At 41.1% G+C, this 25,721-nt stretch carries 24 protein-coding genes and 1 pseudogene; 8 read left to right on the top strand and 17 right to left on the bottom strand.

Annotation, left to right across the window (positions count from 1 at the left end):
* Positions 1 to 45: 45 nt before the first annotated feature.
* Positions 46 to 4,317, bottom strand: a complete 4,272-nt coding sequence (locus J7E37_RS21500) for a S8 family peptidase (protein WP_215027096.1) — start codon at positions 4,315 to 4,317, stop codon at positions 46 to 48.
* A 1,209-nt stretch (positions 4,318 to 5,526) separates the two neighbouring features.
* On the opposite strand from J7E37_RS21500, the gene J7E37_RS21495 reads away from it, so the two are divergent.
* Together J7E37_RS21495 and J7E37_RS21490 are read left to right on the top strand one after the other, a co-directional pair.
* Positions 5,527 to 6,462 (top strand): DMT family transporter, encoded by a 936-nt coding sequence (locus tag J7E37_RS21495; protein WP_251009812.1) that lies wholly within the window; start codon positions 5,527 to 5,529, stop codon positions 6,460 to 6,462.
* Positions 6,463 to 6,474: 12 nt separating this feature from the next.
* Positions 6,475 to 7,413, top strand: coding sequence for an acetamidase/formamidase family protein (locus tag J7E37_RS21490; protein ID WP_215027094.1), 939 nt, complete (start codon positions 6,475 to 6,477; stop codon positions 7,411 to 7,413).
* Between the two features lie 176 nt (positions 7,414 to 7,589).
* Here the strand turns inward: J7E37_RS21490 and J7E37_RS21485 are convergent, their stop codons facing one another.
* The 5 genes from J7E37_RS21485 to J7E37_RS21475 form a co-directional block, all read right to left on the bottom strand.
* Positions 7,590 to 8,480 carry an acyl-ACP desaturase gene (locus J7E37_RS21485; RefSeq protein ID WP_214736285.1) on the bottom strand — a complete coding sequence of 297 codons (891 nt, stop codon included), beginning with the start codon at positions 8,478 to 8,480 and terminating at the stop codon, positions 7,590 to 7,592.
* 182 nt (positions 8,481 to 8,662) lie between these two features.
* Entirely contained in the window at positions 8,663 to 9,091 is a 429-nt protein-coding gene (locus tag J7E37_RS21480) for a GNAT family N-acetyltransferase (protein ID WP_215027092.1), read from the bottom strand.
* A 40-nt stretch (positions 9,092 to 9,131) separates the two neighbouring features.
* Complete coding sequence (locus tag J7E37_RS22190; protein ID WP_251009822.1) at positions 9,132 to 9,392, bottom strand: DUF5662 family protein; 261 nt, start codon at positions 9,390 to 9,392, stop codon at positions 9,132 to 9,134.
* Positions 9,393 to 9,427: 35 nt separating this feature from the next.
* Entirely contained in the window at positions 9,428 to 9,553 is a 126-nt protein-coding gene (locus J7E37_RS22185; RefSeq protein WP_251009821.1) for a DUF5662 family protein, read from the bottom strand.
* Between the two features lie 186 nt (positions 9,554 to 9,739).
* On the bottom strand, positions 9,740 to 10,264 hold the full coding sequence (locus tag J7E37_RS21475) for a DinB family protein (protein ID WP_215027090.1): 525 nt from the start codon (positions 10,262 to 10,264) through the stop codon (positions 9,740 to 9,742).
* A 133-nt stretch (positions 10,265 to 10,397) separates the two neighbouring features.
* On the opposite strand from J7E37_RS21475, the gene J7E37_RS21470 reads away from it, so the two are divergent.
* Positions 10,398 to 10,856, top strand: a complete 459-nt coding sequence (locus tag J7E37_RS21470; RefSeq protein WP_215027088.1) for a J domain-containing protein — start codon at positions 10,398 to 10,400, stop codon at positions 10,854 to 10,856.
* A 350-nt stretch (positions 10,857 to 11,206) separates the two neighbouring features.
* Here the strand turns inward: J7E37_RS21470 and J7E37_RS21465 are convergent, their stop codons facing one another.
* The gene (locus J7E37_RS21465; RefSeq protein WP_215027086.1) at positions 11,207 to 11,989 is read right to left on the bottom strand and encodes a manganese catalase family protein; all 783 of its coding nucleotides are present in this window, start codon (positions 11,987 to 11,989) and stop codon (positions 11,207 to 11,209) included.
* Between the two features lie 193 nt (positions 11,990 to 12,182).
* On the opposite strand from J7E37_RS21465, the gene J7E37_RS21460 reads away from it, so the two are divergent.
* Together J7E37_RS21460 and J7E37_RS21455 are read left to right on the top strand one after the other, a co-directional pair.
* A complete protein-coding gene (locus J7E37_RS21460) occupies positions 12,183 to 12,359 on the top strand; it encodes a hypothetical protein (RefSeq protein ID WP_215027083.1) in 177 nt (58 codons plus the stop codon).
* A gap of 15 nt (positions 12,360 to 12,374) precedes the next feature.
* Positions 12,375 to 12,704 (top strand): annotated as a pseudogene (locus tag J7E37_RS21455) (redoxin domain-containing protein); the annotation flags it as partial.
* A gap of 657 nt (positions 12,705 to 13,361) precedes the next feature.
* Here the strand turns inward: J7E37_RS21455 and J7E37_RS21450 are convergent.
* The 7 genes from J7E37_RS21450 to J7E37_RS21420 all read right to left on the bottom strand — a co-directional run bounded on the left by J7E37_RS21450 (position 13,362) and on the right by J7E37_RS21420 (position 19,885).
* Entirely contained in the window at positions 13,362 to 13,847 is a 486-nt protein-coding gene (locus tag J7E37_RS21450; protein ID WP_215027081.1) for an SRPBCC family protein, read from the bottom strand.
* 12 nt (positions 13,848 to 13,859) lie between these two features.
* Complete coding sequence (locus tag J7E37_RS21445) at positions 13,860 to 14,222, bottom strand: VOC family protein (protein WP_215027079.1); 363 nt, start codon at positions 14,220 to 14,222, stop codon at positions 13,860 to 13,862.
* Between the two features lie 42 nt (positions 14,223 to 14,264).
* Positions 14,265 to 15,053, bottom strand: a complete 789-nt coding sequence (locus tag J7E37_RS21440; RefSeq protein ID WP_215027077.1) for a helix-turn-helix domain-containing protein — start codon at positions 15,051 to 15,053, stop codon at positions 14,265 to 14,267.
* 218 nt (positions 15,054 to 15,271) lie between these two features.
* A complete protein-coding gene (locus J7E37_RS21435; RefSeq protein ID WP_215027074.1) occupies positions 15,272 to 17,206 on the bottom strand; it encodes an FtsX-like permease family protein in 1,935 nt (644 codons plus the stop codon).
* The gene (locus tag J7E37_RS21430; RefSeq protein ID WP_215027071.1) at positions 17,196 to 17,960 is read right to left on the bottom strand and encodes an ABC transporter ATP-binding protein; all 765 of its coding nucleotides are present in this window, start codon (positions 17,958 to 17,960) and stop codon (positions 17,196 to 17,198) included. Before J7E37_RS21430 ends, J7E37_RS21435 begins: the two co-directional genes overlap by 11 nt.
* A gap of 244 nt (positions 17,961 to 18,204) precedes the next feature.
* Positions 18,205 to 19,191, bottom strand: coding sequence for a sensor histidine kinase (locus tag J7E37_RS21425; RefSeq protein ID WP_215027068.1), 987 nt, complete (start codon positions 19,189 to 19,191; stop codon positions 18,205 to 18,207).
* A 1-nt stretch (position 19,192) separates the two neighbouring features.
* Entirely contained in the window at positions 19,193 to 19,885 is a 693-nt protein-coding gene (locus J7E37_RS21420) for a response regulator transcription factor (protein ID WP_214783409.1), read from the bottom strand.
* A 273-nt stretch (positions 19,886 to 20,158) separates the two neighbouring features.
* Between J7E37_RS21420 and J7E37_RS21415 the strand changes: the two genes are divergently transcribed.
* Positions 20,159 to 21,571 carry a PQQ-dependent sugar dehydrogenase gene (locus J7E37_RS21415; protein WP_215027065.1) on the top strand — a complete coding sequence of 471 codons (1,413 nt, stop codon included), beginning with the start codon at positions 20,159 to 20,161 and terminating at the stop codon, positions 21,569 to 21,571.
* Positions 21,572 to 21,698: 127 nt separating this feature from the next.
* Here the strand turns inward: J7E37_RS21415 and J7E37_RS21410 are convergent, their stop codons facing one another.
* Complete coding sequence (locus tag J7E37_RS21410; protein WP_215027061.1) at positions 21,699 to 23,006, bottom strand: DUF4179 domain-containing protein; 1,308 nt, start codon at positions 23,004 to 23,006, stop codon at positions 21,699 to 21,701.
* Positions 22,999 to 23,523 carry a sigma-70 family RNA polymerase sigma factor gene (locus tag J7E37_RS21405; RefSeq protein WP_215027058.1) on the bottom strand — a complete coding sequence of 175 codons (525 nt, stop codon included), beginning with the start codon at positions 23,521 to 23,523 and terminating at the stop codon, positions 22,999 to 23,001. The genes J7E37_RS21410 and J7E37_RS21405 overlap by 8 nt, the downstream gene beginning before the upstream one ends.
* 201 nt (positions 23,524 to 23,724) lie before the next feature.
* On the opposite strand from J7E37_RS21405, the gene J7E37_RS21400 reads away from it, so the two are divergent.
* Positions 23,725 to 24,246, top strand: a complete 522-nt coding sequence (locus J7E37_RS21400; RefSeq protein ID WP_215027055.1) for a DinB family protein — start codon at positions 23,725 to 23,727, stop codon at positions 24,244 to 24,246.
* Positions 24,247 to 24,330: 84 nt separating this feature from the next.
* On the opposite strand, the gene J7E37_RS21395 is transcribed toward J7E37_RS21400, so the two are convergent.
* Complete coding sequence (locus tag J7E37_RS21395; protein ID WP_167830650.1) at positions 24,331 to 24,537, bottom strand: ChaB family protein; 207 nt, start codon at positions 24,535 to 24,537, stop codon at positions 24,331 to 24,333.
* A gap of 171 nt (positions 24,538 to 24,708) precedes the next feature.
* Between J7E37_RS21395 and J7E37_RS21390 the strand changes: the two genes are divergently transcribed.
* Positions 24,709 to 25,545 (top strand): DUF1206 domain-containing protein, encoded by an 837-nt coding sequence (locus J7E37_RS21390; RefSeq protein WP_215027052.1) that lies wholly within the window; start codon positions 24,709 to 24,711, stop codon positions 25,543 to 25,545.
* The last annotated feature ends 176 nt before the right edge of the window (positions 25,546 to 25,721 follow it).

Raw genomic sequence — 25,721 nt, 5'->3', positions numbered from 1 at the left:
CCCATAAAAAGGACCTTCCCATAAAAAGCGGAAGGTCCTTTGATTTTATTTTTTGCCGTTTTTCTTCACATTGATGAAAAGCTTGCCATCTGCCGTTTTCCTTGTTTCGTTGCCATAGGAGTCTACTGCTTTGACCTCAACGACGGCCCCGTCTGCGACGACATCCTTAGTGGCTGTATAGTATCCTACATAGTATCCTGGTGAAACTTCACGCATTGGAAGCTCTGTCGCATTCGTTATCTGAGAATTGCTCGTTAATGGCATATGAATAACAAATGTTGCATCCAGGTCAGTTTCACTCATGAACTCGAGTTTTACACTTTCCCCTTTCTTCAATGTTTGATCCTGGTCTGGTTTCAAGTCTGAAATCACTGGAGCGGTGTATTTTACGTCGACAGTTACAGACTCTTCAGTGACGTTTCCTGCTTTATCCTTCGCAATTACTTGGATTTCGTTCTTCCCCTCATCCAGCATGACCCTTGCTGAATAGGTTCCGTTCTCAACCATAGATGCCGATCCGTTAACCGTGACAGCGTCAAGGTTTGCATCAGCAATTGCGCCGGTAACCGTTACCGTTTCTTTATTGATTTTGCTTCCATCAGCAGGAGAAGAGATGGACAATTCCGGTGCATTCGGATCATAAACCACTGTTACTGGTGCTGATGGATCAGTAATTCCCTGCTCTGTCGATGCTTTGGCTGTCAGTACATTCATACCTTCATTTAGGGTTACTTCAACAGCATAAGAGCCATCATCGTTTGCAGCTGTGGTTGCAACCTCTTCGCCATCATTATAGATATGGACAGTGGTTGTTGGAGCTGCCGATCCTTCTACTGTTACAGTAGCTTCATTTGTAAAAGAACCATCTGCAGGTGAAGCGATGCTTGGTGCTGTCACTTCATAATCAACCACCGCACGAATCATATAGTTTCCTTCATCCTCTGGAGAAGGCGACCAGCTTCCGCCCACCATCTGCCAGCTTCTTAATGCATTTTCACCGTTTTCATCAGTAGCCAGCCCTGGTGAGGCTGTGTTGATTCCTGCCTGGATGTAAACCAGGTAGAAATCTCCTTCTACCACGATTCCATGGCTGCTTAAATCAACATGTGTCCATTCACCGTTTCTCAATGCATTGGCATCAATTGGTCCCGCCAGCTTCTTTCCTGGTGCACCGTCAGTGCCGCTTGCATCGTATACTTCCACTTTGAAATCCGTACCGCCCGGAACTGGCCATTCTGTATCCCAGAAACGGAACAGTCCGCCAGTAACTAATGCTTTGTCATTGCCTTCTGCCAATGACATTTTTACAGCCCAGCCATTGCCAGCGTCATAGAATGCACGCGCATTCTCAGCGCTGCCATCATCATATCCGATTTCGCCTGGATAACCGATGAACGGTTTGATTTCAAAGTTTTGCTCAACATCCCCATCAAGCGTCACGGACGCCTCTTGACTGTAAAAATGCGGAGCAATTACTTTTACAGTGTATTCCCCTTCATATGCAGTCAACGAGTATTGACCATTTTCATCTGTTGCCACTGGTGCAATGTTCGCATCTTCAAGCAAGTAAACGGTCGCACCCTCAACAGGTTCACCTGTGGCTTTGTTCGTAATCGAACCAGTTAATGTGCCTTTTGGCAATTCCTCGAGATTGAAGTTTGCCGTTGCCTCTCCATCCTGCTCAATTTCAACTGTTTGAGTCTGTGGACGGAAACCATAAGCTTCTGCTACAACCGTGAAGGTACCGGCTGCATGTGTCAGTTCGAAACTGCCATTTGAAGGGTTGGTTTTTACGGAACGGCCTGATTCAACAACTGTCACTGAAGCCTGCATCGGCAATGCCATCAGACTTGCTGAACTGTCTGCCTTAGGCTGCTTAGGCAATGACATTTGGATTTTATTTGGATCCACATCTTCTTTCATCCTATCTTTCGTGTCGTCTTTAGCCACAGTTGTTTCTGCCTTCACTGGTTCAGCGATCGGAGTATCGGATAAAACCACATCATCCAGATACCACCCATCCCTGACGACGCTGCCATCAGTTGTTACGTTGAAAGCGACATAAATCCTTTGGCCAGCATATTCACTTAAATCGACTTCACCATCGATCCAGCCATTCGAAAGATTATTTACCCGCAGTTTTTGCACCCAGTTAACAGCATCGGTGGAGACAAATACATGGCCGTAGTCATAATTTCTCTCCAGGTTATACCATTGCTTAAACTGCAGGTAGCTGCTGCCTTCCGGTAAATCGATTGGCGGCATTTGCAATGACATGTTCGCCCGGTTTTGATACGTTCCAGCAAGGGCAGTTCCATAGACCTTCTCGCCTGAAAAAGCAGAGCCAGGACCACTTGTCGGCGTGCCCCACTCCCAGCTGTTGGCGTCTCCATAAGAAGTCCAGCCAGAAGCATCGTTCTCGAAGTTCTGTTCATAGCCTACAGTGATTCCAGGCAAGACTGTCACGGTAAATTCGCTTACCGTTTCATTCCCTCCGAAGTCCACTGCTCTCCATTTATATACGAATTCGTTTCCGGAGACCGCTTCACCTGGGATATTTGCCTGGTACGTTCCATTTTTATAGTCTCCGCCAGTACGTACGGCTGAAACAGCAGTCCAGGACCCATCCTCCAATTGATATTCCACTTCAACATTTGTTACACTGATGTTGTCGGCAGCTGAAGCCTCTAAAGTCAGTGGCATTCCTGCGAAAACCGTGGCAGGTTGGGAATGCTCCAACACCGGCGCTTCACTGTCGTCTCCATCCTTTGTTACCTGTCCTTTTAATTTCCCCAATCCAGACGCAACAGAGGAAACTGCATCAAATACATTCAACAATCCAGAACCATAGCCATTATTCGGTGATTCAGGATAAGCATTGTCTGTTAATGGCAGTGCCGTAGTTAATAGAATCTCTTCCAACTCATCAACAGTCAGACTGGAATTGGCCTGCAGCAATAAGGCAATAGCTGCTGAAACATGCGGTCCGGCCATTGACGTCCCATTCCATCCTCCTTCATATCCGCTTCCAGGAACAGATGAACGGATGTTGACACCAGGTGCTGTCAGTTCAGGCTTGATTTCGCCATAAGGTGACGGGCCTAAGAGTGAAAAGCTTCCCAAGTTATTATTGATATCTGTCGCTCCTGTTGCGACTGATTCTGGATAATTGGCAGGGTTCGCAACGGAACCTGGTCCCCCTGGATTGCTGAAAGTCGTATTCCCAGCAGAGAATTCAGGGAAGATTTCAGCAGCTCTCCATGCTTGAACCATTGGACGATACCACTCATCCAATCCAGGTCCGCCGCCCCATGAGTTGTTGACAACATCAGGTGCTAAATCAGGGTTCCCATTTGGAGCAAGGATCCACTCACCAGCTTCCAGCAAGTCAGTATCTGTACCTCCAGAGGATGTGAATGCTTTTACAGCAATCCATTTGGCGCCAGGGGCAACTCCGATTGCATTTGATCCATCCGGCTCGGATCCCACCATCGTCCCAGTCACATGCGTTCCATGACCGTGATCATCATAAGGTGCAGATTGGCCGCGAACGGCATCAAACCAGTGGTTTTCATGTGACGCCTGCCCAGTAGCTGAGTCAAACCCCCGGTATTTCTCCTGCAATGCAGGGTGATTCCATTGAACACCCGTATCGATCGAAGCTACGGTAATTCCGCTGCCATCAATCCCCATTTCCCAGACTGCAGGTGCTCCAACACGGTCAATATTCCATTCAATTGAATTCGTTTTAGCAGCAGGTTCCTGAACAGCTGCTGACTTTTCCGGAATGAACAGCTGCCTTGTTTCATTTGGCAGAATTTTATCGACCTCAGCGAAACCAGCCACTTTATCCATTACCTCTCTCGTAGCTGTTACCGCAATCGCATTCACGACATGGTAAGAATGGATATCCTTAGCCCCGCCGTTTTTTTCTTGCTCCTTAAGGAATTCGATCAGATCGAACTGTGTTTCTTGTGCCTTTGCTTTTAGCTCTGATACAATCGTAGAACGCTTTATCGATTTCGTTTTTGCAGGTGTGGCTTTATTCAGGCTGGCTTTCTTCTCAGCCTCTTTAGCGACAGCGTTCGTGTCCACCTGCTCTTTCATTTTTACCAGGAACGTAACTTTATCTTGATTCTCAAATTGCATATAAAGCTTTTTGTTCACTTTCTGCTCTGCAGTCTGGACTGCTTCCTTTGCAGAAACACTGACTCCGTTTGTTGCTGCAGCTGTCTGGATCTGTGGCTGAAGCAACAATGGTACAACAAGTGCAGTTGATAGAAGTACGGATAATAATCGGCAATTTTTACGTTTCATCCATCTACCTCCTAAGTATTTTCCTTTGAATTTCTTACCTGCCCTCCTTTCGTCGCACACTCTATGTGAAAATAGATGCTAAATCAACCATAGCCTTTTGTGGGTGGTAGTTTTGTCGAATCTTAGTGTATAAAACTGAATATTCAGAAAATGATTATTTAGTTGCTATTGGGAAATTTTTAAAATAATCCCTATAGAGTGTAAACCAATTTTGTAACAAGCTAAGGTCTATAACTTTCTAATTATTTCCATATGGCAATCTCCCAGCTAGAAGTGGAAGAGATCGAAAAATGGTTATTTATCCCTAAATCAAACATCTATCCCTGGGTAAAATATTCTGAAACTTACACTAAAACCCCATTTATTAATACAAAAGGACCTATAATAAAACACCAACGGGTATAGCACATGGCGGATTTAGCCTCAATTTTGCAGATCACAGGTTATTTATCGAATAAAAAAACAGAGGTTTTGGGCCTCTGTTTCGTAATGCTTTTATTTAATTGTGAAGGTATCTTCTGATTAAAGGACTTTTCCAAATCAGACTCCAACCAAACTTTGAGTTCATATGTCCCTCTTGTTTACTTACGCTTTCTTTTGACAGCTTTTCCTCTATTCGGATCAAAGCTGTCAGAAGTTGGACTTTCTTTTGACAGCTTTTCCTCTTTTCTCATCAAAGCTGTCTTAAGTTGGGCTTTCTTTTGACAGCTTTTCTACTTTTCGCACCAAACCTGTCTTAAGTTAGGCTTTCTTTTGACAGCTTTTCCTCTTTTTCCACCAAACCTGTCTTAAGTTGGTCTTACTTCTGACAGCTTTTCCTCTATTCGCACCAAACCTGTCTTAAGTTAGGCTTTCTTTTGACAGCTTTTCCTCTTTTTCCACCAAACCTGTCTTAAGTTGGTCTTACTTCTGACAGCTTTTCCTCTATTCGCACCCAACCTGTCTTAAGTTAGGCTTTCTTTTGACAGCTTTTCCTCATATCGCACCCAACCTGTCTTAAGTTGGGCTTTCTTTTGACAACTTTTCCTCTATTCGCACCAAACCTGTCTTAAGTTGGGCTTTCTTTTGACAGCTTTTCCTCTTTTTCCGCCAAACCTGTCTTAAGCTGGTATAAAAGAAAAAGTTTCAGAACTTACTAAATTTTTATTTCGCTTTTCGAAAAAGATGCTACAATACTATTTAAATCACTTTCAAAAAGAAGGGACTACAATGAACAAAAAATTATGGCTTACATATGGCATGTTGACCTTTGCCACGTCAACATGGGGCAGTGCATTCATTGCCGGAAAATACGCGGTCCAGAGCTTCGAACCGGCTACTGTAGCCTTTTTTCGGTTTTTCGGGGCTGCCATCCTCCTATTTCCTCTCATGTTCATGATGGAGAAAAACCGTCAGAAACCGAACTGGAAGGATATCAGCTTATTTGCCGTTCTGGGCCTTACGGGGATCGCATTGTATAATATCTTTTTTTTCCTGGCCAGCAAACATGCACCCGTTATCAAAAGCTCTCTGTTCATTGCTTCCAACCCGGTGCTGATCGTGCTTTTGTCAGCTTTGTTTTTAAAAGAAACCATCACCCGCAATAACGTGATTGGATTAGCTATTGCCCTTTCAGGTGCCTTTTTCATCATTACCGATGGAAATCTTATGAATTTAATTAAACTTGGATTTGAGCCCATTGATTTCGTTTTGATGGGTGCAGTTGTAAGCTGGGCGCTTTACAGTGTAGTGGGCAAAATCGTACTGAAGAAGTTCAGCTCTGTGGAGTCGACTACCTATGCAGTAGCATTCGGTACGCTCTTTTTACTGCCTTTCGCCCTGGCAGAAACGTCATGGCAGGATGTACAGCAGGCATCGAGTACAACCTGGGCCGCGATTATCCATATGAGCGTTTTGGTTACGGTCGTGTCATTCGTCATGTATTACAACGGAATCAAAGAAGTTGGCGCAGCAAAGGCATCGATTTTCATCAATGTTATGCCGGTATCTGCGGTAATAATGGCTACTTTGTTTTTAGGTGAAAATTTCTCTGCCGCTCATGCAATCGGAGCTGCTCTCGTATTATCAGGAGTTTATATTGGAACGAACCCGAGGCTTTTTAAAAGGAAGCCCAAAGCTGAGATAGTAAAAAATGAAATCGCATAAGGAGTGGCGAACATGATCCACAGTATCGATCTGAAGTCCGAAAACCTGCATGGTTCTTTTAGTAATAAATATAAACCAATTCTTACAGTCCAATCCGGCGATTCAATCCGCATGCAGACTCCCGACATTGAATGGGGGTATTCAGCATCTAAAGGAATTGAGAGAGCGTTTTTCCGGTCTGCTGTAAATGAAGAAACTCCACTGCACCCGATGGTTGGACCCATTGAAGTGATGGGCGCAAAGCCAGGAATGGTGCTGGAAGTGAAGTTGAATGATGTTGTGCCAGGCTGGTATGGAACGAACTGGGCAGGGGGCAAAAAAACCTGGCAAAATGACGCAGTCGGTTTGACAGGAACTGAGAAAATCCGCCTTGACTGGGAATTAGACCGAGATACGATGACTGCGAGGACTGAAGTAGGTTCCCGTCCAGTAAATGTAGCGCTTAATTCTTTCATCGGTTTGATGGGGGTCGCACCAGCAGAACATGGCGTGCACCACACCTCTCCTCCCCGCTATTGCGGCGGGAATATCGACTGCAAGGAGCTAAAAAGAGGCAGCACCCTGTACCTGCCGATTTCTGTTGAAGGAGCTTTATTCTCAATCGGGGACGGCCATGCCGCACAGGGAGACGGTGAAGTTTCCGGTACAGCAATCGAGTGCCCGATGGACTTGGTCGATATCACGTTAACTGTTAGAGACGATATGCAGCTGACAATGCCAAGGGCAAAGACACCTGCTGGATGGATAACATTTGGATTTAATGAAGATTTAAATCAAGCAGCTGCTCAAGCACTTGACGAAATGGTCGAATTAATCTGTGTGCTTTACAAAATGGAACGATCGCAAGCACTGGCGCTGGCCAGTGTAACAGTTGATCTGCGAGTTACACAAGTAGTAAACGGTGTTAAAGGTGTGCACGCCGTATTGCCGGATGCCAGCATAGCTTTATAAGTTTGTAATCGTTCATATCCGTAACTGAATATGAACACAGGCGGAAACCGATGATGGAAAATTTTCGATGCAACTCAAAACCGGCTGGAGAATTCAGTTAAGTTGCTCTATTTGAAAAGCCTATAAATACTAATCTCTCCTCTAAGAAAAATCAGCGGGCTGCCCCGCTGATTTTTTTACTTATTCTTATAAAATCGATCTCGGACTCGTTTCAAACGCGCATGATAATTTAAAATATCCAGTCTTGCTTTTTCTGCCTCCGGAGCGATTGGCCTTAAATTCTCGATATCCCAGTAATCGATGATCACATCAAGGACTTGATCGAAATATTCAAGCGGTCCATAATTCGCCTCTTTCGCGATGATTGACATCCGATTATCGAAATCAGGCATTACAGCTCCCGGCATTTGGAAATTCATGATGACATTCCCCAGGTAATAGCAATAATTAGGTTCAAGTTCTAGATGATACTTAATAACCTCGCGGTAGAACGCATAATGCAAGGTTTCATCCTTAGCAAGTCTGCGCAGCAATGTTGCTAATTCCCTGTCATGTGCTCCTGCCACTTTAGCGACATTATTGTAAAACACCATTGTTGCGAGCTCCTGCATCGATGTGTAAACCATCGTTTCAAATGGAGTATGGAAATCAGGATCCCAGCCATTCTCAAGCGTCATTTTATGTAACTGATGCAGCCTCATTGGCTCAACATTCCTTGTAATCAAAAGATAAGTCTCTAGCAAATTTGAATGCTGATCCTCTTCCGCCGTCCAGGTATGGACAAAATCCTTGATGACCGACAATGATCCTTTGAAAGTCTGATCCAGATAGGACGTAAACCACGGCAAATTCACCTCGGTCAACAGCGCAGTTTCAATCGCAGTAATGACCGATGCCGGCAGCGTTACCTGGCTTTCATCCCATGGGACCCGTTTAAAGTCCATCGCCTTGTCCCACGGTAAAAATTCATGATACCCCCAATCTATTTTTTCCGCCCGCATTTTGTGCTCTTCATACAATTCCCTAATCCTTGGTTCGAGTCTAAAATCCAAATGATTTGTTAACATTTAGTCCCTCCGTTATTTTTCGAAAACGATTTGGTTAATTACTAGATGTTATGACCTGTTACTAATTTAAATTTTAACATATTTTCTGAATTTTACTCGATTAGAAGTTTTATATATTAATAAATAGGTCCTTTGTAGTATAAATTCTTCTATTCGTAAGAAACCCCACAAATGGTGTACTATTATAAATATTTCTTAAATCCCCTGCTTACTGAGCCGCTGTACCCGTTTCTTTCAAAGAAAATATGGGCTTTTTCTCGTTTAGAACCACTTAGAAGCATAATCCGATGGCAATCGATTGATCTACAATATTTCTCCACATATTGTAGAAGTTTCTCGCCAATTTTCTGACCCCTGCAGTTCTCATGAACAACGATATTTTCTACTACTGCGTAAGGCCTTAACCCGTGCAGAGCCTGAAGACAAATATTCAGTGTAAGTGTTCCTAATATTTCTCCTTCTTCCTCATATACTAACAAAAAGTTGTGTCGGTCCCTTTTCATAGTTTCTATCTGGTCTTCAAGAACACACATTTTCTTACTGTTGGGCACTAACATTTTATATAGCCCATAAATTTGCATTTGATCAGTACCTTCAGCTTCACGGATCATTTTTGTGCACCTCTTTTGGAATTCTTACTTGTTATTCGTTTTACAGCATAGAAGTCTTTTTACTATCCCTTTTATGACGCATTATGGTTTCAAGTTCTTTCTTTGTGTCGGGGTGAAGGATGGCCTTTTCAGTAAGGTCTAGGGTCCCTGGCTTTACCCTCCTTCCCCACTTTCTTGACAACGACCGCCAATCACAGACCATTTCCAGTAAATATTTCCGGGGTATTGGCAATGCCAGTTTTTTATTGTGATCTACAACCCAATATTCCCAGTGATGTTTGTTCTTATGTTGGTGATTCAGCCAGGCATACCGCCATCTTAATTCCTCTTCTTCACTTAAGTTTTTCCCAGAAAAAACTTCCTGGCATAAGGAAAAAACTCTCCAGGGGAAAATTTTGATAGATCATGGGTAATCCCCTGGATGTATAATCCCTCAATCCAACATTCAACCAGTACATTCATTTTGTGATCAAGGAGGTAAAGCACATACTTCCAATAGGGTTTCAGCATAAAAGTACCTGCCAATCTAATAGTCTTAATTCTATATTCTGTTTATATGTTTACATTTCCTTCCTTAAACTCCGACAGGATGAGAAGTCATAAAAAAGCAACCCAGTCCGTATGAAAGAGGGTTGCAAATTATCATGATTACTTTTTTAAAATCCCTAAATAACTCTTCCATGGACCTACTGCCTCTTCATATCTCCTTGCCAGCACTCTGGTAATCTGGGAAATATGCGTTAAATCATGAACGGCCCAAGTAGAAATCAATTCGCGCGCTTTCACTTCTCCATACTCTGGATGGATTCCCTCCAATTCAAGCTGGCTGTCATCTTTGATCAACTTTTTCAGTTTTTCAATACTTTCATACCTTAAAGTGCTAAATTCACAAATCTTTTCTTCAATCGACCATTCATTGTACTGCTGCAAATGTGAAAACCGGTCAAATATGGGGAATCTTTTATCACTTGTATCGCTTAACATTAACTCCAATCTAGGGATCCAGTTATATTTCTCACCATCGATCAGGTGGCCAATGACCTGGGATGGATTCCAGGTTCCTTCCCCTTCATTAGATTCTAGCCAATCGCCAGATAAACCTACTAAATATTGCTCCAATACATTTGGTGTCCGTTCCAGTACTTCAATTGCTTCTGATAAGTTAAATGTCATTCTTTCTGGGGCCCCCTTTATTTTTTTAAAAACAATTAGATGTAATACATTGTCATACTTCTGTTCTTTTTCTGAAAAAAATCAATGGTATGATAGATTTGTCTGATTATTTTTAGATAAGAGAGTGAAATAGATGCTGACAATCAAAGAAGCTGCAGAACAATTAACTACATATGGGATGGAAACGACTGAACAGGAAGTCAAAACCTGGATAGAGACAGGCTTATTAAACGCTGAATCTGATAAAATAAATCCCAGGAATCTCGCAGAATTTGTTATCAAGAAAAATACCGACCTATTGGAACAGTCTCGTCGTGAAAATTACAAACTGAACGAACAGCTTGATCTTTTAAATACAAGATTACATATCGAACAATCAAAGGTTCGCACATTGAAAAAAATGCTCAATGCCCATATAGAGGCGTCGGGTGCGCCCACTTCTGAGCTTGAGCAATTGCTGGGGTTAAAACAGAATAGCAGCGCTCATTCACTCAAAAAAGAATTCAAAAAAATACTTAAAGCCCTTCATCCCGATCGCGGTGGTGACGAAAGACTCTTTAAAGTGTTCAAAGAACATTATGAGAAATTGTGATGATGGAAATCAATTTTTCATTGCTAAATAATATGTACTGATTCCCATGATCAGACCACCTGAAATACCAATGGCTGCGCCTGCTGCAACCCATATTGTGGACAAATAGATGCCGGACATCTATGTGAACAATCCTACAAGGAATAAAAATTTACCTTTTTTCATGCTGACTCCCATTATCTTTGTTTTACTAAATTACTTCTGTAAGAACATGAAAATACCCTTTATTTAGGAGAAGATTCCATGTTTAAGGCTGACTTCCGGCGTCCCATTGAATGGTTCACTGCTAAAATTTCCAAAGAGTAAGCAAAAACCCTCCAAATCCAACGATTCAGAGGGTTCTATAAAATTTATTCTTTCGGTTCGACCGGGCCTTCAAATACTTTTGCTTGTTTGGCAAAACTGAATTCATTCTTGGCCAGGCCTCCGAGTGATAAGTCAAAATACATATTAACATGGTCGCCTGTTTGATGGGCTTTTTTGTTTTCCAATTCTTTTGCGCGGATGATCGCTTCTTCGAAAAGTTCCGCATGGGCTGCTTCACGATCAATCAGGAATTGGAACATTTCCCTTGCCCCCGGGTCGTCTACATGACGATATAACTCTTCATATACTTTTTTCGCGCGGAGTTCAGCCGCTAAATCTGAATGCAGATTGGCGACGAGATCGCCAACGTTATTGATGAAATTACCTGTAAATGGAGTTCCTGAAGAATCCACAAAATCTAGTCCGTGACCATCTAGAATCATGCTTTTCTGAACAGTAGAATTAAAGTTGAAGTGCATCATATTGTTGATATGGCTCTTGGCATCAGACAGAATATTCCCTTCACCGGACATCTTCCGTTCATCTGCACCCATCTCTTCCTTCTTTTGCTCCATATCAGGACCACCCATTAACTGGGTGATACACTCACCAACCATTTCAAGATGGGAAATTTCCTCTGTAGAAATATCCATCAGTAAATCTCGGATCGCCGGGTCAGGAGTGCTAAAGCTTTGGGCAAAGTATTGAAGACAGGCTTTCAGTTCACCGTTGGCACCGCCAAATTGTTCAAGTACTGCAGCTGCATGTGCTGGATTGGGGCTTTTAACTTGGACAGGGAACAATAATTCTTTTTTGTGAATGTACATTATTCAGCCTCCATCAAGTATATTTTTACACTTAGACTCATTCCCGAGTGGGGTTTGTATAAACGTCTATTTTCCAGATTTTTAAAAATATCTCATAACAAGCCCGTTACTCGAAACAAAACCTTCATAAATGATATAATGAGATTTCAGCAAAAGACGATATACTTATTAACATACATAAGGAGGTGCATCCATGAAAAAATCAATCTTTTTAATCATGCTATTGATGATCGGTGCTATTATAAGCGGCTGTTCTGGAGATGAACCTGAATCAAAAGGACTTTCCCTTCCGGATGAAACCGGTGAGGAAGTATCCTTTGAGAATATGGATGAGCCAGCGCTTGTTTTCTTTTTCACCGGAGTTGGTTGAGACTTCTGTAAATCGCAGCTGGTCGAGCTGCAAAACCGAAAAGAATCATTCAGCCAGTTTCCAGGAAACATTTATGCAGTAAGCGCATCATCAGTTAAAGAACATAAAGCAATGAAAGAAGAGCTCGGACTGGAATATCCCGTTATATCGGACAAGGACTTGAAGCTGATCAAGAAGGTGAACCTATTGGACCCTGAGTCTCCAATATCGGTCAGAGGATTCGCTGTTATTGATAAAGACGGCACTGTTCTTCACTCGCAGCAAATCGATACATTCGGTACAGAAGCGGAAGGAATAATCCCATACGCTGCTGATATTGCGAACGGGGAGAAACCTGAGGAGTAAAAGAAAGCACCGCCTATAATTTTCCTAACGGGTCCTCTTGGAGTACAAACCGCGAAAATCAAATCAAATAGCATGTTAAATCGTTTACGATCTAGCATGCTATTTTTAATTAGTATAGGGACGTGTTTATGACCAATTTTATTTGATAATTAATACTGTAATTAGCATCCCAATTAGTAAAGTTAGAATGAACATTCTCATGCTGTTAGTTTATATGGGAATGGCAAATTTCCGTACATAACATAGATGCACTAGGAGAATGAAGTTTGGTCCTTAGATAAGCGGAGTTTTTCCGGTTATATTCAGAATGAAAAACGTTTTTGGCTAAATAAGCGGAGTTTTTCCGGTTATGCCAAGCAAAATCCACCAATTTAGTGTTTTTCGAGTTAATAGACGGAATTTCTCCGTTTATTTAGTCTATTTTCAGTGCAATTTACTTATTAAGCGGAATTTTTCCGACTATTTATCAGCTCGGGTATTTCTTTTGAAAACTCAAATGAAATTGTAATTCCAATCATAATGACTTTGAATTAAAAAATTAAGTAGTTAAAAAGCATGATGATTAATTGCTAATCACCATGCTTTTTTCTACATTACTTGTACTGTTTTTTTATGATTTCGCACTTCCAAAGAGAATTCTTTAATAATTTTACGGCTTTATTCCGGTTGGCAGCAAAGCTCACCTTTTCCTGTTTCCAAGGCATTTTTCAGGCTTTTTAAAACTCCCGACCAGGCCATTTCATGCCACTTAACCGCTTCAGTCCATGCATCGTCCTCTTTGAAGCCTGTGTGACGTACAGTCACCTTTGTTGTATTGTCCTCTATTTTTTCAAAATTTACTGAGACGATTGTCAGTTGTTCTCCCACGTTCATCAGTGAACTGAACTGATCAGGTCCCTTCCATTCAAATACCAGCTCTCGAAAAAAATTCAGCTTCAGTACCTTGCATCCTTTCGTATTCATTCCCGTTCTATTGCCAGGAATAAAATAAAGCTCGTACGCTCCGCCAACTTTTGCTTCAATGTTTGTTTCTGGCGCAAACCACAGGGCAACCCGGTCTGATATTGTCCAGGCATGCCAAATTAATTCAACAGGCACATTAACTGTAATTTCTTGTTTAACTTCTGCCAAAATATTCTCCATAAACTTGGCCCCCTATTGAAAATTAGAAAACTCCACGAGCTCCAGCTGATTGCCGAATGGATCCTCAACAATGTTGTATCTTCCTGGCGGGCACGGTCTGGATTCATCAAACAAGATATGTGCGCCTCTTTCTCGCAGACGATTTACATCCTCATCAAGATTATCAGACAGTATGCCTATCAGAACCTTCTGACCTCCAGCAGAAATAGATCCTTCAGTCTTCTCCAGCACAATAGGGATCTCTTTATGTAGCAATGAAACGATATTTTCCCCATAATGTTTAGAGACTTCGAAATCTAGCACCTTGGTATAGAACTCAAGCGCTTTTTCGATGTCGTGAACCTTTATCGTTAATACACAAACTTTGTTTAACATTACCATCACTCCTTTTTCATAAAATTACCATAATCTAATCGATTATTTTTCTTCTAGTTTGCTATCTTTTTCAAATAAGAGACTCGGCAAATTGACGAGAATAGGAGGATCATAAGGCATGGGTTCCCTTAGTTTTATATGTACTTCTATCCAGCTGCCGGTTGAGATTTCAATAGACCCTTCAGCCTTTCCTCGCAAGCTTTTAGACAGCAAAAAGTAATCCCGGGGATTCAAGCTCCTTGGAATCGCAGTTGCCAAAACATAATAGGTACCATTTGGGACTCTAGTGAAGGTGTAATTACGTTGTGTGTGTCTTAAAGCTGTACCTGCAATGGGTGTCTGGTCGGGAATCGGACGGGGAAATAACCCGACAAAAATAAGCCCTCTAAAGTTCTCCGGAGCTTCTATCCTGCATTGGACGGCAGGCAGCATTACATCATTAGGAACTGCATTCTCCCTTTCATCCATCTCGTTCATAAACCGATGGAGCTTCAATGCATCTTTTTGAAATTGCTTAGGTGACTGACCAACAAATTGCTTGAATTTTGAACTGAAAGTCCCCAGACTATGAAAACCGATATTAAGCAATGTCTTAAGAATGGAGTGCGAGGATGATTCCATCAGCATCTCCTTCCCAGCTTCGATTCTTAATGCAGAAAGATAATGCCTTGGAGAAACACCAGTGACCTCCTTGAACACCCTCGAAAAATGATAAGGACTGTACCCTGCAACCGCTGCCAGCTTATCCGAAGTTAGCTCTTCATTAATGTTTTCCTTCATATATTCTATTGTTTTCGTAACTGCTCTGATATGTTCAGTTGCTTGCTCCATTTTTAACACCGTTTTTCCCTATCAGTATATTATTAACCTTTAACCTATTCGCTTGATGACATATAAAATCCTTTTAAAAACCCACTAAAAAATCCCAACCCTTTAGTAGAGTTGAGATTTCATTCGATTTAAAGGATAACCATTAATAAAAAATAAATCAGTCGATGTTGGCAGAAAAATTAAACCGCCTTCCTCTTTGGAAAGCGGCGGCTTAAGTTCTAATTTATCATCTGCCACAACATCTTTTTCCTCGCATAAAAGAAGGACCCCACCTGGCTCACCACGTAAATTCCGCCAATCTGCAGGAAGTGCATCAACATTTCTGGATTTTGCATAATTCCTCCGACATCTGTTGACAAGATTGCCAGGTACAAAAAGGCCAGCGTTGTTCCTAGTATGGTTGGAACGAAATATATCGTGGCTAATTCTTTTGTTACGTTTTGCTTGATTTCATTTGAAGACATCCCTATTTTGTTTAGTTTCCGATACTTCATTTTTTCAGTATCCATTTCGGAAAATAGATTTAGATATAATAGTACAAAGGTGCCAAAAAAGAACAAGATGCTTAAGAATGTGGTAACATAGAACATCATTCCGTTGGTTGTTTTGTTTGTTTGATAGTCCCCTATTTTAGAAGCAATACGGAAAAGATCTTCTTCGGAAGTATAAGGTATATCAGGATAATCCATTGGAGGTGTTTCTCGATTCCCGGCCTGGAATTGTCCTTTTAATTGTTCAACTGCCTTTTCGCTCTCTTTCCAATCTGATAGGTTCAATAAATGAAGCATCAATTCGTATCCATTAACTGATTGCCTTAAATTCTCCAACACTTCCGTATTCACCACAATGAATTCATGCGTCTTGGGCAGAAGGTTAATATTTCTTTCAATCACCTTATCCTTCAGGGTAAAAGTTTTCTCTTCGCCCATTATTGAGAGCTTTAGGGATTCGGTAATTTCAGTATGAGCAAATTCTGGTTCAGAATTTAAATAAAACAGAAATTCTGTATTTTTCAGCTTTGCCCGCTGTGACGTCAATTTATTGAAGTCCTCTAGTGACATAAAGTGATAAGTTTGATATCCTTCAACATAAATCATTTTTTCATAGTAATTGAAGATCGGAATCTTTAAATGCTCTTCCCATTCAAATGTTTCTTTAAGTTCAGCATCTGAAATTAAGTTCTTTGTTTCTGACTGAAAAAAAGCTATGTCATATGGATTGTTATTAACAGCATCCTTTTCCGAACCCTTGTAAAACGTCAATAATAACGCGCTATAAAGAATCGTAATCATGATCATCACAGTCAAAAGCATAATAATGGATGTCAGTTGTTTAAACTTATACTCAAGGCTGCTCAGGAAAAGCAATCTGCGATAATAAAATCCTGGGAATTTTTTCGCTATATTGATAAGGAAACTGCCAGATTGGCTAAGGGAAATATATAAACCCAAAAACATCGCTATTGTCCAAAGCGGGAGGAGTGCCCCTGAGGATTCCTCAAAGGTAAAATGCAGAATCAATAGAGAACCGATCATTATAAGCAGACCAAATGCTCCTATGAAAGGACTTCTCATTTTAAGCGTCTCCGCAAATCTGTTGCTTTTCATGCTTAAGATCAGGCTGCTTCTTAGCGTCTCAAACAATGATTTTCCGACAGCCAGCAAAAACACTGCCAGAAAAGCTCCTATTGAGAAAACAAACATTTTACCAGAGAAATGAAATGGAACACCTTTAAGTTCGATTAAATTCATTAACAGCATGAAAAATAGTCTGGAGAATACGGCTCCAGCAAGTAAACCCGAGAGAATGGAGAGTATTGCAATCACACCATTTTCAAGGAGCAGCAATTTAGTGATGTCTCTTCTTGCCATACCCAGAGTCATGAACAGCCCAAACTCACTTCTTCTCTGTTTGATAAAAACACTGTGGGCATAGCTGATGAAGAAAACAGTAAAAATGATCAGTGCAGCACCAGGTATAGAAAGAGCATCCTGAAGGCTCTCCAATTTCTTCCCTTGCTCAACCCTGTTGTTAAAATAAACGGTCGAGAACATAAAGAAGAACATCACCGCAAAACTGTTGCATAGGTAATAAAAGATATATTTCTTATAATTAACTTTCGCCATCTTCCAGACAATTTGGTTAAATGTCATAGGTTCTCCCTCCAAGGACGGCTAAGTTATCCATGATTCGATCCAGGAACTCCTTCCTGTCCCCTTTTTTCACGATACTCGAATGAATCTTCCCGTCTTTGATAAAAACTACCTTTTGACAATAACTGGCTGCGAAAACATCATGCGTGACAAGGAGGACTGTTGTCTTAAATTCGGAAACGATTTTTTCAAAACACTCCATGATGATTGCGGAGGCTTTAGAATCTAAATTCCCTGTTGGTTCATCAGCGAATATGATGGCAGGCTCATTTACCAGCGCGCGGCTGACCGCGGTTCGCTGCTGCTGTCCGCCAGATATGTTGTAAGGGTACTTATCCAAGGTAGATTGAATTTCGAAAAGTTGAGCCAACTCCTGTACTTTCACTTCCATTTCGCTCGCCGATTTCTTTTCCAGCACCATTGGCAGCATAATATTTTCCTTAACCGTCAAGCTGTCCAAAAGATTGAACTCCTGAAACACAAACCCTAGCTTCCTACGGCGGAATAGGGCAAGTTCATCGCCTGACATTTCGCTTACTTCCTGACCGGCAATTTTCACTTCCCCAGAAGTAAGCTGATCAATGCCGCTAAGAATGTTCAGCAAAGTTGTTTTACCGCTGCCAGAAGGCCCCATTATAGCAACAAACTCTCCTTCTTTAACCGTAAAACTGACCCCATCCAAAGCAGTGGTTGAACTATCTCCACTCGACCCACCATACACCTTCACTATATTATTTGCTTCTAAAATAGCCATCCTTTTCCCCCTTAAATTTCTTTCCAAGTTGCACCGGGTTCGGACATTTAACAGCTCACCCCGCAATCTTTAACCAAGGTGTCACTGACTTAGGAGATTCCATCAGTTCTTCCCCAATTTTTGTCCGAACTAGTTACCAGTTCGCTAACCTGACCCTTATATCTACATCCTAATTGGTTCATTTTCAGGCAGCCATCGATGACGCCAAAAAATACCTTACACTTTTGTAAGGTATTCAATCACTTTAACCGGCTAGCCACTTGATTCGGACCGTCGTCCCTTTGCCTGACTTGGATTGGATCTCAATCGCAGCTCCGAGTTTGTCGGCAATTTTTTTACTAAGATACAATCCGATTCCAGTTGAGTTTGGATACTTACGTCCATTTTCACCTGTAAAAAATGGCTGGAACACCCGCTCTAAATCATAGTCTGGGATTCCCACTCCTTGATCAACAAGTGATAGACAAATGTGTTCGCCCTTTCTTTCAATCTGAAAAACAAGCTTTTTGTTTCCTTCCTTTTCCCCAGAGTACTTAATGGCATTGGAAATAATCTGGTCAATTAAAATCTCATTCCACTTTGGGTCGGTGATAATAATTGCTTGCTCTTCCTCAAACTCAATTGAAGGGAAAATGGACTGGTAAATGCACTCTCTTTTTCGGGCGTTAATCAGCTTACGCAATGTTGAGAGCAAATCAACACTCTTAAGTTCATAGTCATTTTCAAAGCTGTCCATTCTGATCATTGTTAAACCTTGTTCTATAGAAGACTGCAGGCGTTTGTTTTCCTGTTGAATCTTATTAAGCACCACTGATGTTTCTTCTTTATTGATGATCAATTCGATCACTGATACTGGTGTCTTTAAATGGTGCATCCAGTGGGACAGAAAATAGATTCTTTCTTTATTTTGCTCCTTCAATTCGTTGTATTTTTTTGAGTTTTCACTAACTGTCTTGGATATCAAATTCGTAAAAGCTTTCTGTTCCTCCGTATGAGCTTTGAGCTCTGCGTCCTGATTCCTAAACTGTTGTGCAACTGCAGAGTTCGCAGGGTAGAATCGCAGCCAGTCCATCACCAAATAAACCACCAGCAAAAACAGGCCAATCGACACCGGGTAGAAAAACTCCATATCCGCCGGTACAATAAGATAGAAAAACAGCAGGATACTGGCCAAATTCAATATGTATATCATAATCAGCAGAAGCCTGTCCTTTAAAAAAGCTTTGAGCATGTTAATCTCCCTCAGGATACTGAAGCATGTACCCTACTCCTCTTTTGCTTTTGATTAAATCCTTTAAACCAAGATCTGAAAGAGTTTGTTTAATTCTCGTCACATTTACTGTTAGCGTGTTATCATCCACGAAAGTGACCGAATCCCATACTTCTTCAATCAGCTCTTCTCTAGAGACAAACGAATTCTTGTTTTCCATCATTTTTTTCAGCAGTTTAAAAACATTTTTGGAAAGCTCAACTTTCATTCCCTTATACTCAAGACTCATTGTCTTTTCGTCCAGGCATAATGAACCTGCACAGATGTTTTTGTCATCCTTCACAGAATATTCTCCGTACACTCTTCGCAATGTAGCTTTGACTTTTGACTGCAGCATCACAAATGTAAAAGGCTTCGTGATAAAATCATCGGCCCCTAGTTCAATCGCCATGATTTGGTCCATTTCCTGGCTTCGGGCAGAGATCATCAGGATCGGGACGGTAGATTTCTGACGGAAACTTCTGCACAAATAATAGCCATCATAATATGGCAGATTTATATCCAGTAAGACTAAATCCGGATTGATTGTTAAGAACTCTTCTTCTATATTGGTAAAATGCTTTGGTAACACTACTTCGTATCCATAGCGCTCCAAACTTTCCTTGATTAGTCCACAAAGCTGATGATCATCTTCTATTAGCATAACTTTGTACATTTTCAGAACTCCTCTTAATCTATAACTCTCTATCAATAGTATAAATTTTTTCCATTATAAAATCAGCAGAATTTTCCACTAAAAAAAGAGACAAGCCATTGTACCCTCACGTCACAATTATTTGACAGTCCATCTCGATTTTTTTAATTTCATCAAAGGCGGGCCAACAACGTTCACGAAACGCTTCCGTTATAAACATCATCTTGATTCGGTACTTACGGATTAGTCTTGCTCATATTCTTATAAAAAACCATTAACAAGGAGGCGAAAAAGATGAGGAAAGTTAAAGTTAAATTACGTCCCATTGCAGGCAGGATAAATTTACCCACTGTCATAAAAACAGCTGTCCTGCCGGGTGACTCTATTGATAGCTTATTTATCGCGACCCAGCCAGGGGAAATATTTTATATAAGCAACGGAGTTATAAGAACTTTTTTGGATATTCGCCAACGTGTAATTAAACTGGGTGTTTCCAATGGAGGATATGATGAACGTGGGCTGCTCGGACTAGCGTTTCATCCCGAGTTTAATTACAACGGTCTATTTTACCTTCATTATTCAGTTGCTGGAACTCAAGGGCCTGGGGCTCGTTCTGGTTCTTTTCAGCCCGAGCCCTGTGATCCGGAAACCTTAAATCTTAAGTGGAAGAATAGAGAAACGGAATACGATCATATCGATACAGTTGAAGAATGGATTTTTCAATCGAATGGCCAAACTCAAAGACGAAGGAAACTGCTTAATCTGAAGAGGCCTTTTTTTAATCATAATGGGGTCAATAGCTTAAACTTTTCACCTGAAACAGGCAGACTTGTTTTAACTACAGGTGATGGCGGGTCTGGTTATGATCCCTTTAATTTAAGCCAGGATGAAATGGAGATTGCCGGTAAGATCATCGAAATCGATATAAGCAAAAATGCTTTTAGCTCAAATCCACCTTCAGTTACCCGGTTTGATGAGATTCCCCCTTCTATTCAGGAGACACTTACTGTCATAGCCAAAGGGGTCCGTAATATTCCAGGTATCGCCTATCAAAGATTGTATAACCAGTACATCAAGTATGCCGGAAATGTCGGACAGGATTTTGCCGAGTCCATTTTTTCATTCACTCATTATCGGCCCATTCCTGTAACCCAGCTTACTCATACTTCTTCGGGGAGAACGAAGAACGAAGGGTTCATTAATTTTGGCTGGCGAGGTTGGGAAGGTGCTTTCCCTACTCCAATTATAAAAAGCTGTTCTGAGAATTCGACTCTGGATGAGAAAACAATTGCTTTTTATGCTGAAGCAGTAAAAACTTCAGTCAGGCGTCTGCCCCCTTTGACGAATTATTTTCATCAAGAACCTCGATCTGATAAATATGGAGGAACTGCACTTACTGGTGTCCAGCCCTATATGGGAAAATCAATCCCTGAGTTATCAGGAAGCGTGGTCTTCACCGACCTTTCCCGGGCTAAAAACAATGAAGAACCAGATCAGGGGTTTTTAGCTTATACCTGGTTCAGGCCAGATGGTATATTGAATGATTTTAGTATCATTGAAACAGATTATGACTTTGGCTCTCAATCTGCTTATTATGTCAGTCTAGGAACAAACCTCGATCAATCCAGGATGTTTTTAGGAGTCTATGGCTCAATGAAAGTGACGGATTATAACCAGGGAACTGTATTTGAAGTTGTTCCAGTCTAACAAATTGCTCGACTTTGAAATTTAAATGGGCAATCAAAACTTAGTCTAATCGAAAAAAAGTGGATTAGACCCATTACAAAGAAATGACGTATGCGTAACTGCATACGTCATTCCTTTGCTGCTTCTTTTATTTCTCAGGAATTTCAATTTCAAATCCTTCAAACATTTCCGGTAAAGGCTGGTGACGTGTTTTCAGTGTCAATCCCTTCTTTTTGCCAGTATCGAATTCTTTTTTAAAACTTTGATCCTTGATTCGTTCTGCAAAAGGCTTTTCATCCAGTATCAGCTTCTTTCCATTTGAATCTTCAATCCAAAGCGGGTTCATGGATGCATAATTATCAAGGAGCGCTTCACTTTTGACATCATAGTAAACGATTGTACGGTTGTCTGTATAATCGATATCCGTAATAATAATCTCACCAAATTCTCCCTGGCTCATCGTAAAAGGCAACTGGATGTTATCCAGCTTAACCGATTCTTCTTTTAAATCTTCCAGCGGAAATTCTATACGATAAGGTATAACTTTAACTCTCCGTACACGATCATCAAGAGGCTCATAGAGTCTTTGAAGTGCGGCATACTCTTTTCCATCGACTGTCTCACTATTAACCCTGCCATTCAAGAAGTTGATGACACTCCCTTTATCATCGATCAAGTAGAATTCCAGATTATGAGGATCAAACAATCCCGAGTCTGCAATGACATTCATATTCAGAACTGTGCCAGCAGGCCCCACCTTCAATGAGTCAACATTTAGCTCAGCACCCTTAAGCTTTAACACTTCGGAAAGCCTGATTACCTTGACCTCGTTTGATTGTCTGACAGGGAACTGAAACGACCAAATACCCGGCACAAGACCTACTGAATCAAATTGAACCTTCATATCAAATTGCTCAGGAAGTTCCTCTGTCGGCGTAATTTCAACTACTCCCTTATATTTCTGCGGTGTTATAAATTCACCAGAATAACCGGAACTGAAGTTGATTTCCTTTCCATCTGCTTTGATTACCGGGCGCTCAAGTTCGCCTAGCGGCAAAAGGGATTCCTGCGTGTATCCTAATGTCAATCGCGTTCCATCGTAAAATACCTCATTAATGGTCAATGTGATACCATTATCCTTTGCTGTCTGATTAACTACCTGCGTTAATCCTTTTTGTCCAGCTATCTTTAGCCCCTCATCTCCTATATCATTGAAAAAGGTTCCAACGACCGGGATATTTGAGGCAACCTTCGCCATCGCAGGGGAGACCATCGCTGAGCCGATAAATAAGCCAAACCCTACAACCGCAGCACTCATTGAGTACCAAACTATTCGCTTTTTAGGCTTCTTCATCTTTGTTCCACTAACTGTCTGTGCAATAATGTTATCTAGTTTTTCGACTGGCACGGAGATTTGGTCCATTTCATTTTTTAAATCCGGGAATTGTCTACTCATTCACACAATCCTCCTTTAATCTACCTCTTAATAAGTTCACGCCCCGGTGGATTTTCGTTTTAACTGTACCCTCAGGGCAGTCGAGGATTTCAGCGATTTCCTTTACCGATAAGTCCTTATAGAACCGAAGAATCAACACTTCTTTATACTTTTCCTCCAGCTCCATCACAGCCTCAAGCAATTCAGAGTGCCGGTCACTCTCGATATAGGCGGGACTCTTACTTTCAAGCGCATCCCGTTCCATCGGGATGACCCTTTTCTTTTTCCGTAAAAGATCAACGGCATTGTTGATGAGAATCCTCGTCAGCCACGTAGAGAAATATCGTTCTTCCTTCAAATTTCCAATCGACACAAGAGCTTTATAAACCGTCTCCTGAAAAACTTCCAGCGCATCGGCTTCATTTTTCATATAAACATACGCTATCTTGTAAAGTTTCGCTTTCTCATCTTCCATTAATTCCTGGAATGCCTTTTTGTTCCCTTTGATTGCACGGCGTACCTTTTTGATATCTGCCAAACCAGTGCCCCTCCCTTCTTCCACTGTTAGACAAACGGGATATGTAAAACGTTTCAATAATTTTTCATAAAAAAAGAGCAAGACTGAAAAAATCAGTTTGCTCTGTATATTTAAATTATACCATATCTAACCATTTTTTATCAGTCTATTATTTTTCCTAATTGCTGTTACCCTTAAGTTAGACTGCAAGGAGGATGTTATATGATTAATTATAGGATTAGCTCCGTTGAGGGTTACTCGGAAAGGATCGGCGAATTAGTTTCAATGCTTGAACACACCAGAGCAGTTACCCTAAAGGATATCAGTGATCTAACTCAAATGGATTTAGATTATCTCACAGATGAAGAATCAAATTCAATTGGAGCACTGTTGATGCATATAGCCTCCATTGAATTTGTCCATCAGGTAATTACGTTTGAGGAACGTGATATTAACAGCAAAGAGCTATTGAAGTGGCAGGCTGCATTAGAACTTGGACACCATGCCAGAGAAACTATAAAGTTTAATCATCTTGATTTTTACTTAAATGAGCTCGCACTAGTTAGAGAACGAACGTTGTCTCAATTAAAGAGTTATAGCGATGATTGGTTATTCGAAGAAAGACAGTGGGATAATGGTGTGCGACATAATTATTACTATCTTTGGTTCCACGTGCTTGAAGACGAAATCAGCCACCGAGGACAGATTCGCATTATAAAAAGAAAACTCCAGCAACACAATTAAAAAAGATCCGATGGCAAAATTCTTTGTAAAAAGGGCTCCCTGTGGGAAGCCCTTATCTATTAAGTTTTAAAACTATACCATCTATTAATCTTCTTCTTTCCTTACCCATTCATCATCTTCATTCTTTTCATACTCATTTTTAACGGCACTCCATGCCACCTTAAAGGCTGTTTCTTCTTCATCGTATTGCTCTGAGGCTGAATTGAAAGCCTCTTTGAAAATTTCCTGGGCATGATGTGGCAGGTTATCTTTTACTGCATCTGGCAGGTCTTTTAATGAATTATATGGCATAGTGCGAACCTCCTAAGATAGAATGTATCTTTTACTTTTCCCGCAATGGAGAGTGTTGAAACCATTCAGGTTGTATGAGGAAAACCCGACTTGATACGGCCGCAGGTTTCTTTTTAAGGCAAAAGGGGAACATCTTATTAATCAGAGATTCATAGAGGAAGTGTTCAATCCATGAATACGCAGTCAACTATAGAAGTCAGAAGTAAACTGAGGGAAGTAAAACCGTGGGTTAGGCGGTTTGCTCGTTTTGGCTACATTGCCAAAGGTCTTGTCTACGTTATGGTTGGAGTGCTGGCTGCCTTAGCTGCATTCGGATCCAGCGGTAACACGACCGGAACCTCGGGTGCTCTTCAATCGCTCGCTGCAATTCCATTCGGTGAAGTTGCCCTATTGTTCATTGGAATTGGCTTAATCGGTTACATTATGTGGGATTTTATCAAAGCGATTAAAGATCCTGAAAATGAAGGAACGGATCCCAAGGGATTGATTAAAAGGACAGGCTATTTCTTAAGCGGACTTATTTATACGAATTTAGCTTTGGGTGCAATAAAATTAGCCAGCAATACTGGTTCAGCCAACGAAGGGAATTCGGAGAAAACGATTTCGGCCAAGTTAATGGAGCAGCCATTTGGCGTTTGGCTGGTGGGGATAGTCGGCGCGATTATTATGGGCTACGGCTTTTATGAACTATATAGTGGTGCAAAAGGAAAATTCATATCCAGATTCAAAACCTATGAAATGAATGATAAGGAGCGCAAAATCGCACTCCTTTCAGGTAAAATTGGTCTAATCTCCAGGGGAATTGTTTTAAGTATGGTTGGGTTTTTCTTCATCCGCACTGCATATACACACAATCCAAATGAATCAAAAGGATTGGGCGGTGCATTAACAGAACTCGCAAACCAGCCATTCGGACAAATTTTACTGGCAATTGTGGCAGCTGGTTTGATTTTATACGGCATCTACCAAATTATCAAAGGCCGCTACCAACATATGAATTATGGATAGGATAATTTAAAAGCTTGTAAGGATTAGATTAACGGGTTCGGTTTTGAAGTACAAAATTCGAATTTGCAATGCTTTTCGCATTGTAATTCGTATTTGAATTAGCAGAACACTTTAGCAATAAAATTAACACGAAAAAAGCTCGGAGCCATTATGCTCTGAGCTTTCTTTATAGTAGC

This window comes from Bacillus sp. ISL-39 (genome assembly GCF_018613295.1).
Taxonomy (GTDB): Bacteria; Bacillota; Bacilli; order Bacillales; family Cytobacillaceae; genus Mesobacillus.
Note: the sequence above shows the minus strand (reverse complement) of the source record. Positions and strands in the feature narration are given on the sequence as shown.

Coding starts and splice junctions, on each gene's coding strand:
- J7E37_RS21500 (WP_215027096.1), bottom strand. CDS start 4,317: ATGAAACGTAAAAATTGCCGATTATTATCCGTACTTCTATCAACTGCA.
- J7E37_RS21495 (WP_251009812.1), top strand. CDS start 5,527: ATGAACAAAAAATTATGGCTTACATATGGCATGTTGACCTTTGCCACG.
- J7E37_RS21490 (WP_215027094.1), top strand. CDS start 6,475: ATGATCCACAGTATCGATCTGAAGTCCGAAAACCTGCATGGTTCTTTT.
- J7E37_RS21485 (WP_214736285.1), bottom strand. CDS start 8,480: ATGTTAACAAATCATTTGGATTTTAGACTCGAACCAAGGATTAGGGAA.
- J7E37_RS21480 (WP_215027092.1), bottom strand. CDS start 9,091: ATGATCCGTGAAGCTGAAGGTACTGATCAAATGCAAATTTATGGGCTA.
- J7E37_RS22185 (WP_251009821.1), bottom strand. CDS start 9,553: ATGAATGTACTGGTTGAATGTTGGATTGAGGGATTATACATCCAGGGG.
- J7E37_RS21475 (WP_215027090.1), bottom strand. CDS start 10,264: ATGACATTTAACTTATCAGAAGCAATTGAAGTACTGGAACGGACACCA.
- J7E37_RS21470 (WP_215027088.1), top strand. CDS start 10,398: ATGCTGACAATCAAAGAAGCTGCAGAACAATTAACTACATATGGGATG.
- J7E37_RS21465 (WP_215027086.1), bottom strand. CDS start 11,989: ATGTACATTCACAAAAAAGAATTATTGTTCCCTGTCCAAGTTAAAAGC.
- J7E37_RS21460 (WP_215027083.1), top strand. CDS start 12,183: ATGAAAAAATCAATCTTTTTAATCATGCTATTGATGATCGGTGCTATT.
- J7E37_RS21450 (WP_215027081.1), bottom strand. CDS start 13,847: ATGGAGAATATTTTGGCAGAAGTTAAACAAGAAATTACAGTTAATGTG.
- J7E37_RS21445 (WP_215027079.1), bottom strand. CDS start 14,222: ATGTTAAACAAAGTTTGTGTATTAACGATAAAGGTTCACGACATCGAA.
- J7E37_RS21440 (WP_215027077.1), bottom strand. CDS start 15,053: ATGGAGCAAGCAACTGAACATATCAGAGCAGTTACGAAAACAATAGAA.
- J7E37_RS21435 (WP_215027074.1), bottom strand. CDS start 17,206: ATGACATTTAACCAAATTGTCTGGAAGATGGCGAAAGTTAATTATAAG.
- J7E37_RS21430 (WP_215027071.1), bottom strand. CDS start 17,960: ATGGCTATTTTAGAAGCAAATAATATAGTGAAGGTGTATGGTGGGTCG.
- J7E37_RS21425 (WP_215027068.1), bottom strand. CDS start 19,191: ATGCTCAAAGCTTTTTTAAAGGACAGGCTTCTGCTGATTATGATATAC.
- J7E37_RS21420 (WP_214783409.1), bottom strand. CDS start 19,885: ATGTACAAAGTTATGCTAATAGAAGATGATCATCAGCTTTGTGGACTA.
- J7E37_RS21415 (WP_215027065.1), top strand. CDS start 20,159: ATGAGGAAAGTTAAAGTTAAATTACGTCCCATTGCAGGCAGGATAAAT.
- J7E37_RS21410 (WP_215027061.1), bottom strand. CDS start 23,006: ATGAGTAGACAATTCCCGGATTTAAAAAATGAAATGGACCAAATCTCC.
- J7E37_RS21400 (WP_215027055.1), top strand. CDS start 23,725: ATGATTAATTATAGGATTAGCTCCGTTGAGGGTTACTCGGAAAGGATC.
- J7E37_RS21395 (WP_167830650.1), bottom strand. CDS start 24,537: ATGCCATATAATTCATTAAAAGACCTGCCAGATGCAGTAAAAGATAAC.
- J7E37_RS21390 (WP_215027052.1), top strand. CDS start 24,709: ATGAATACGCAGTCAACTATAGAAGTCAGAAGTAAACTGAGGGAAGTA.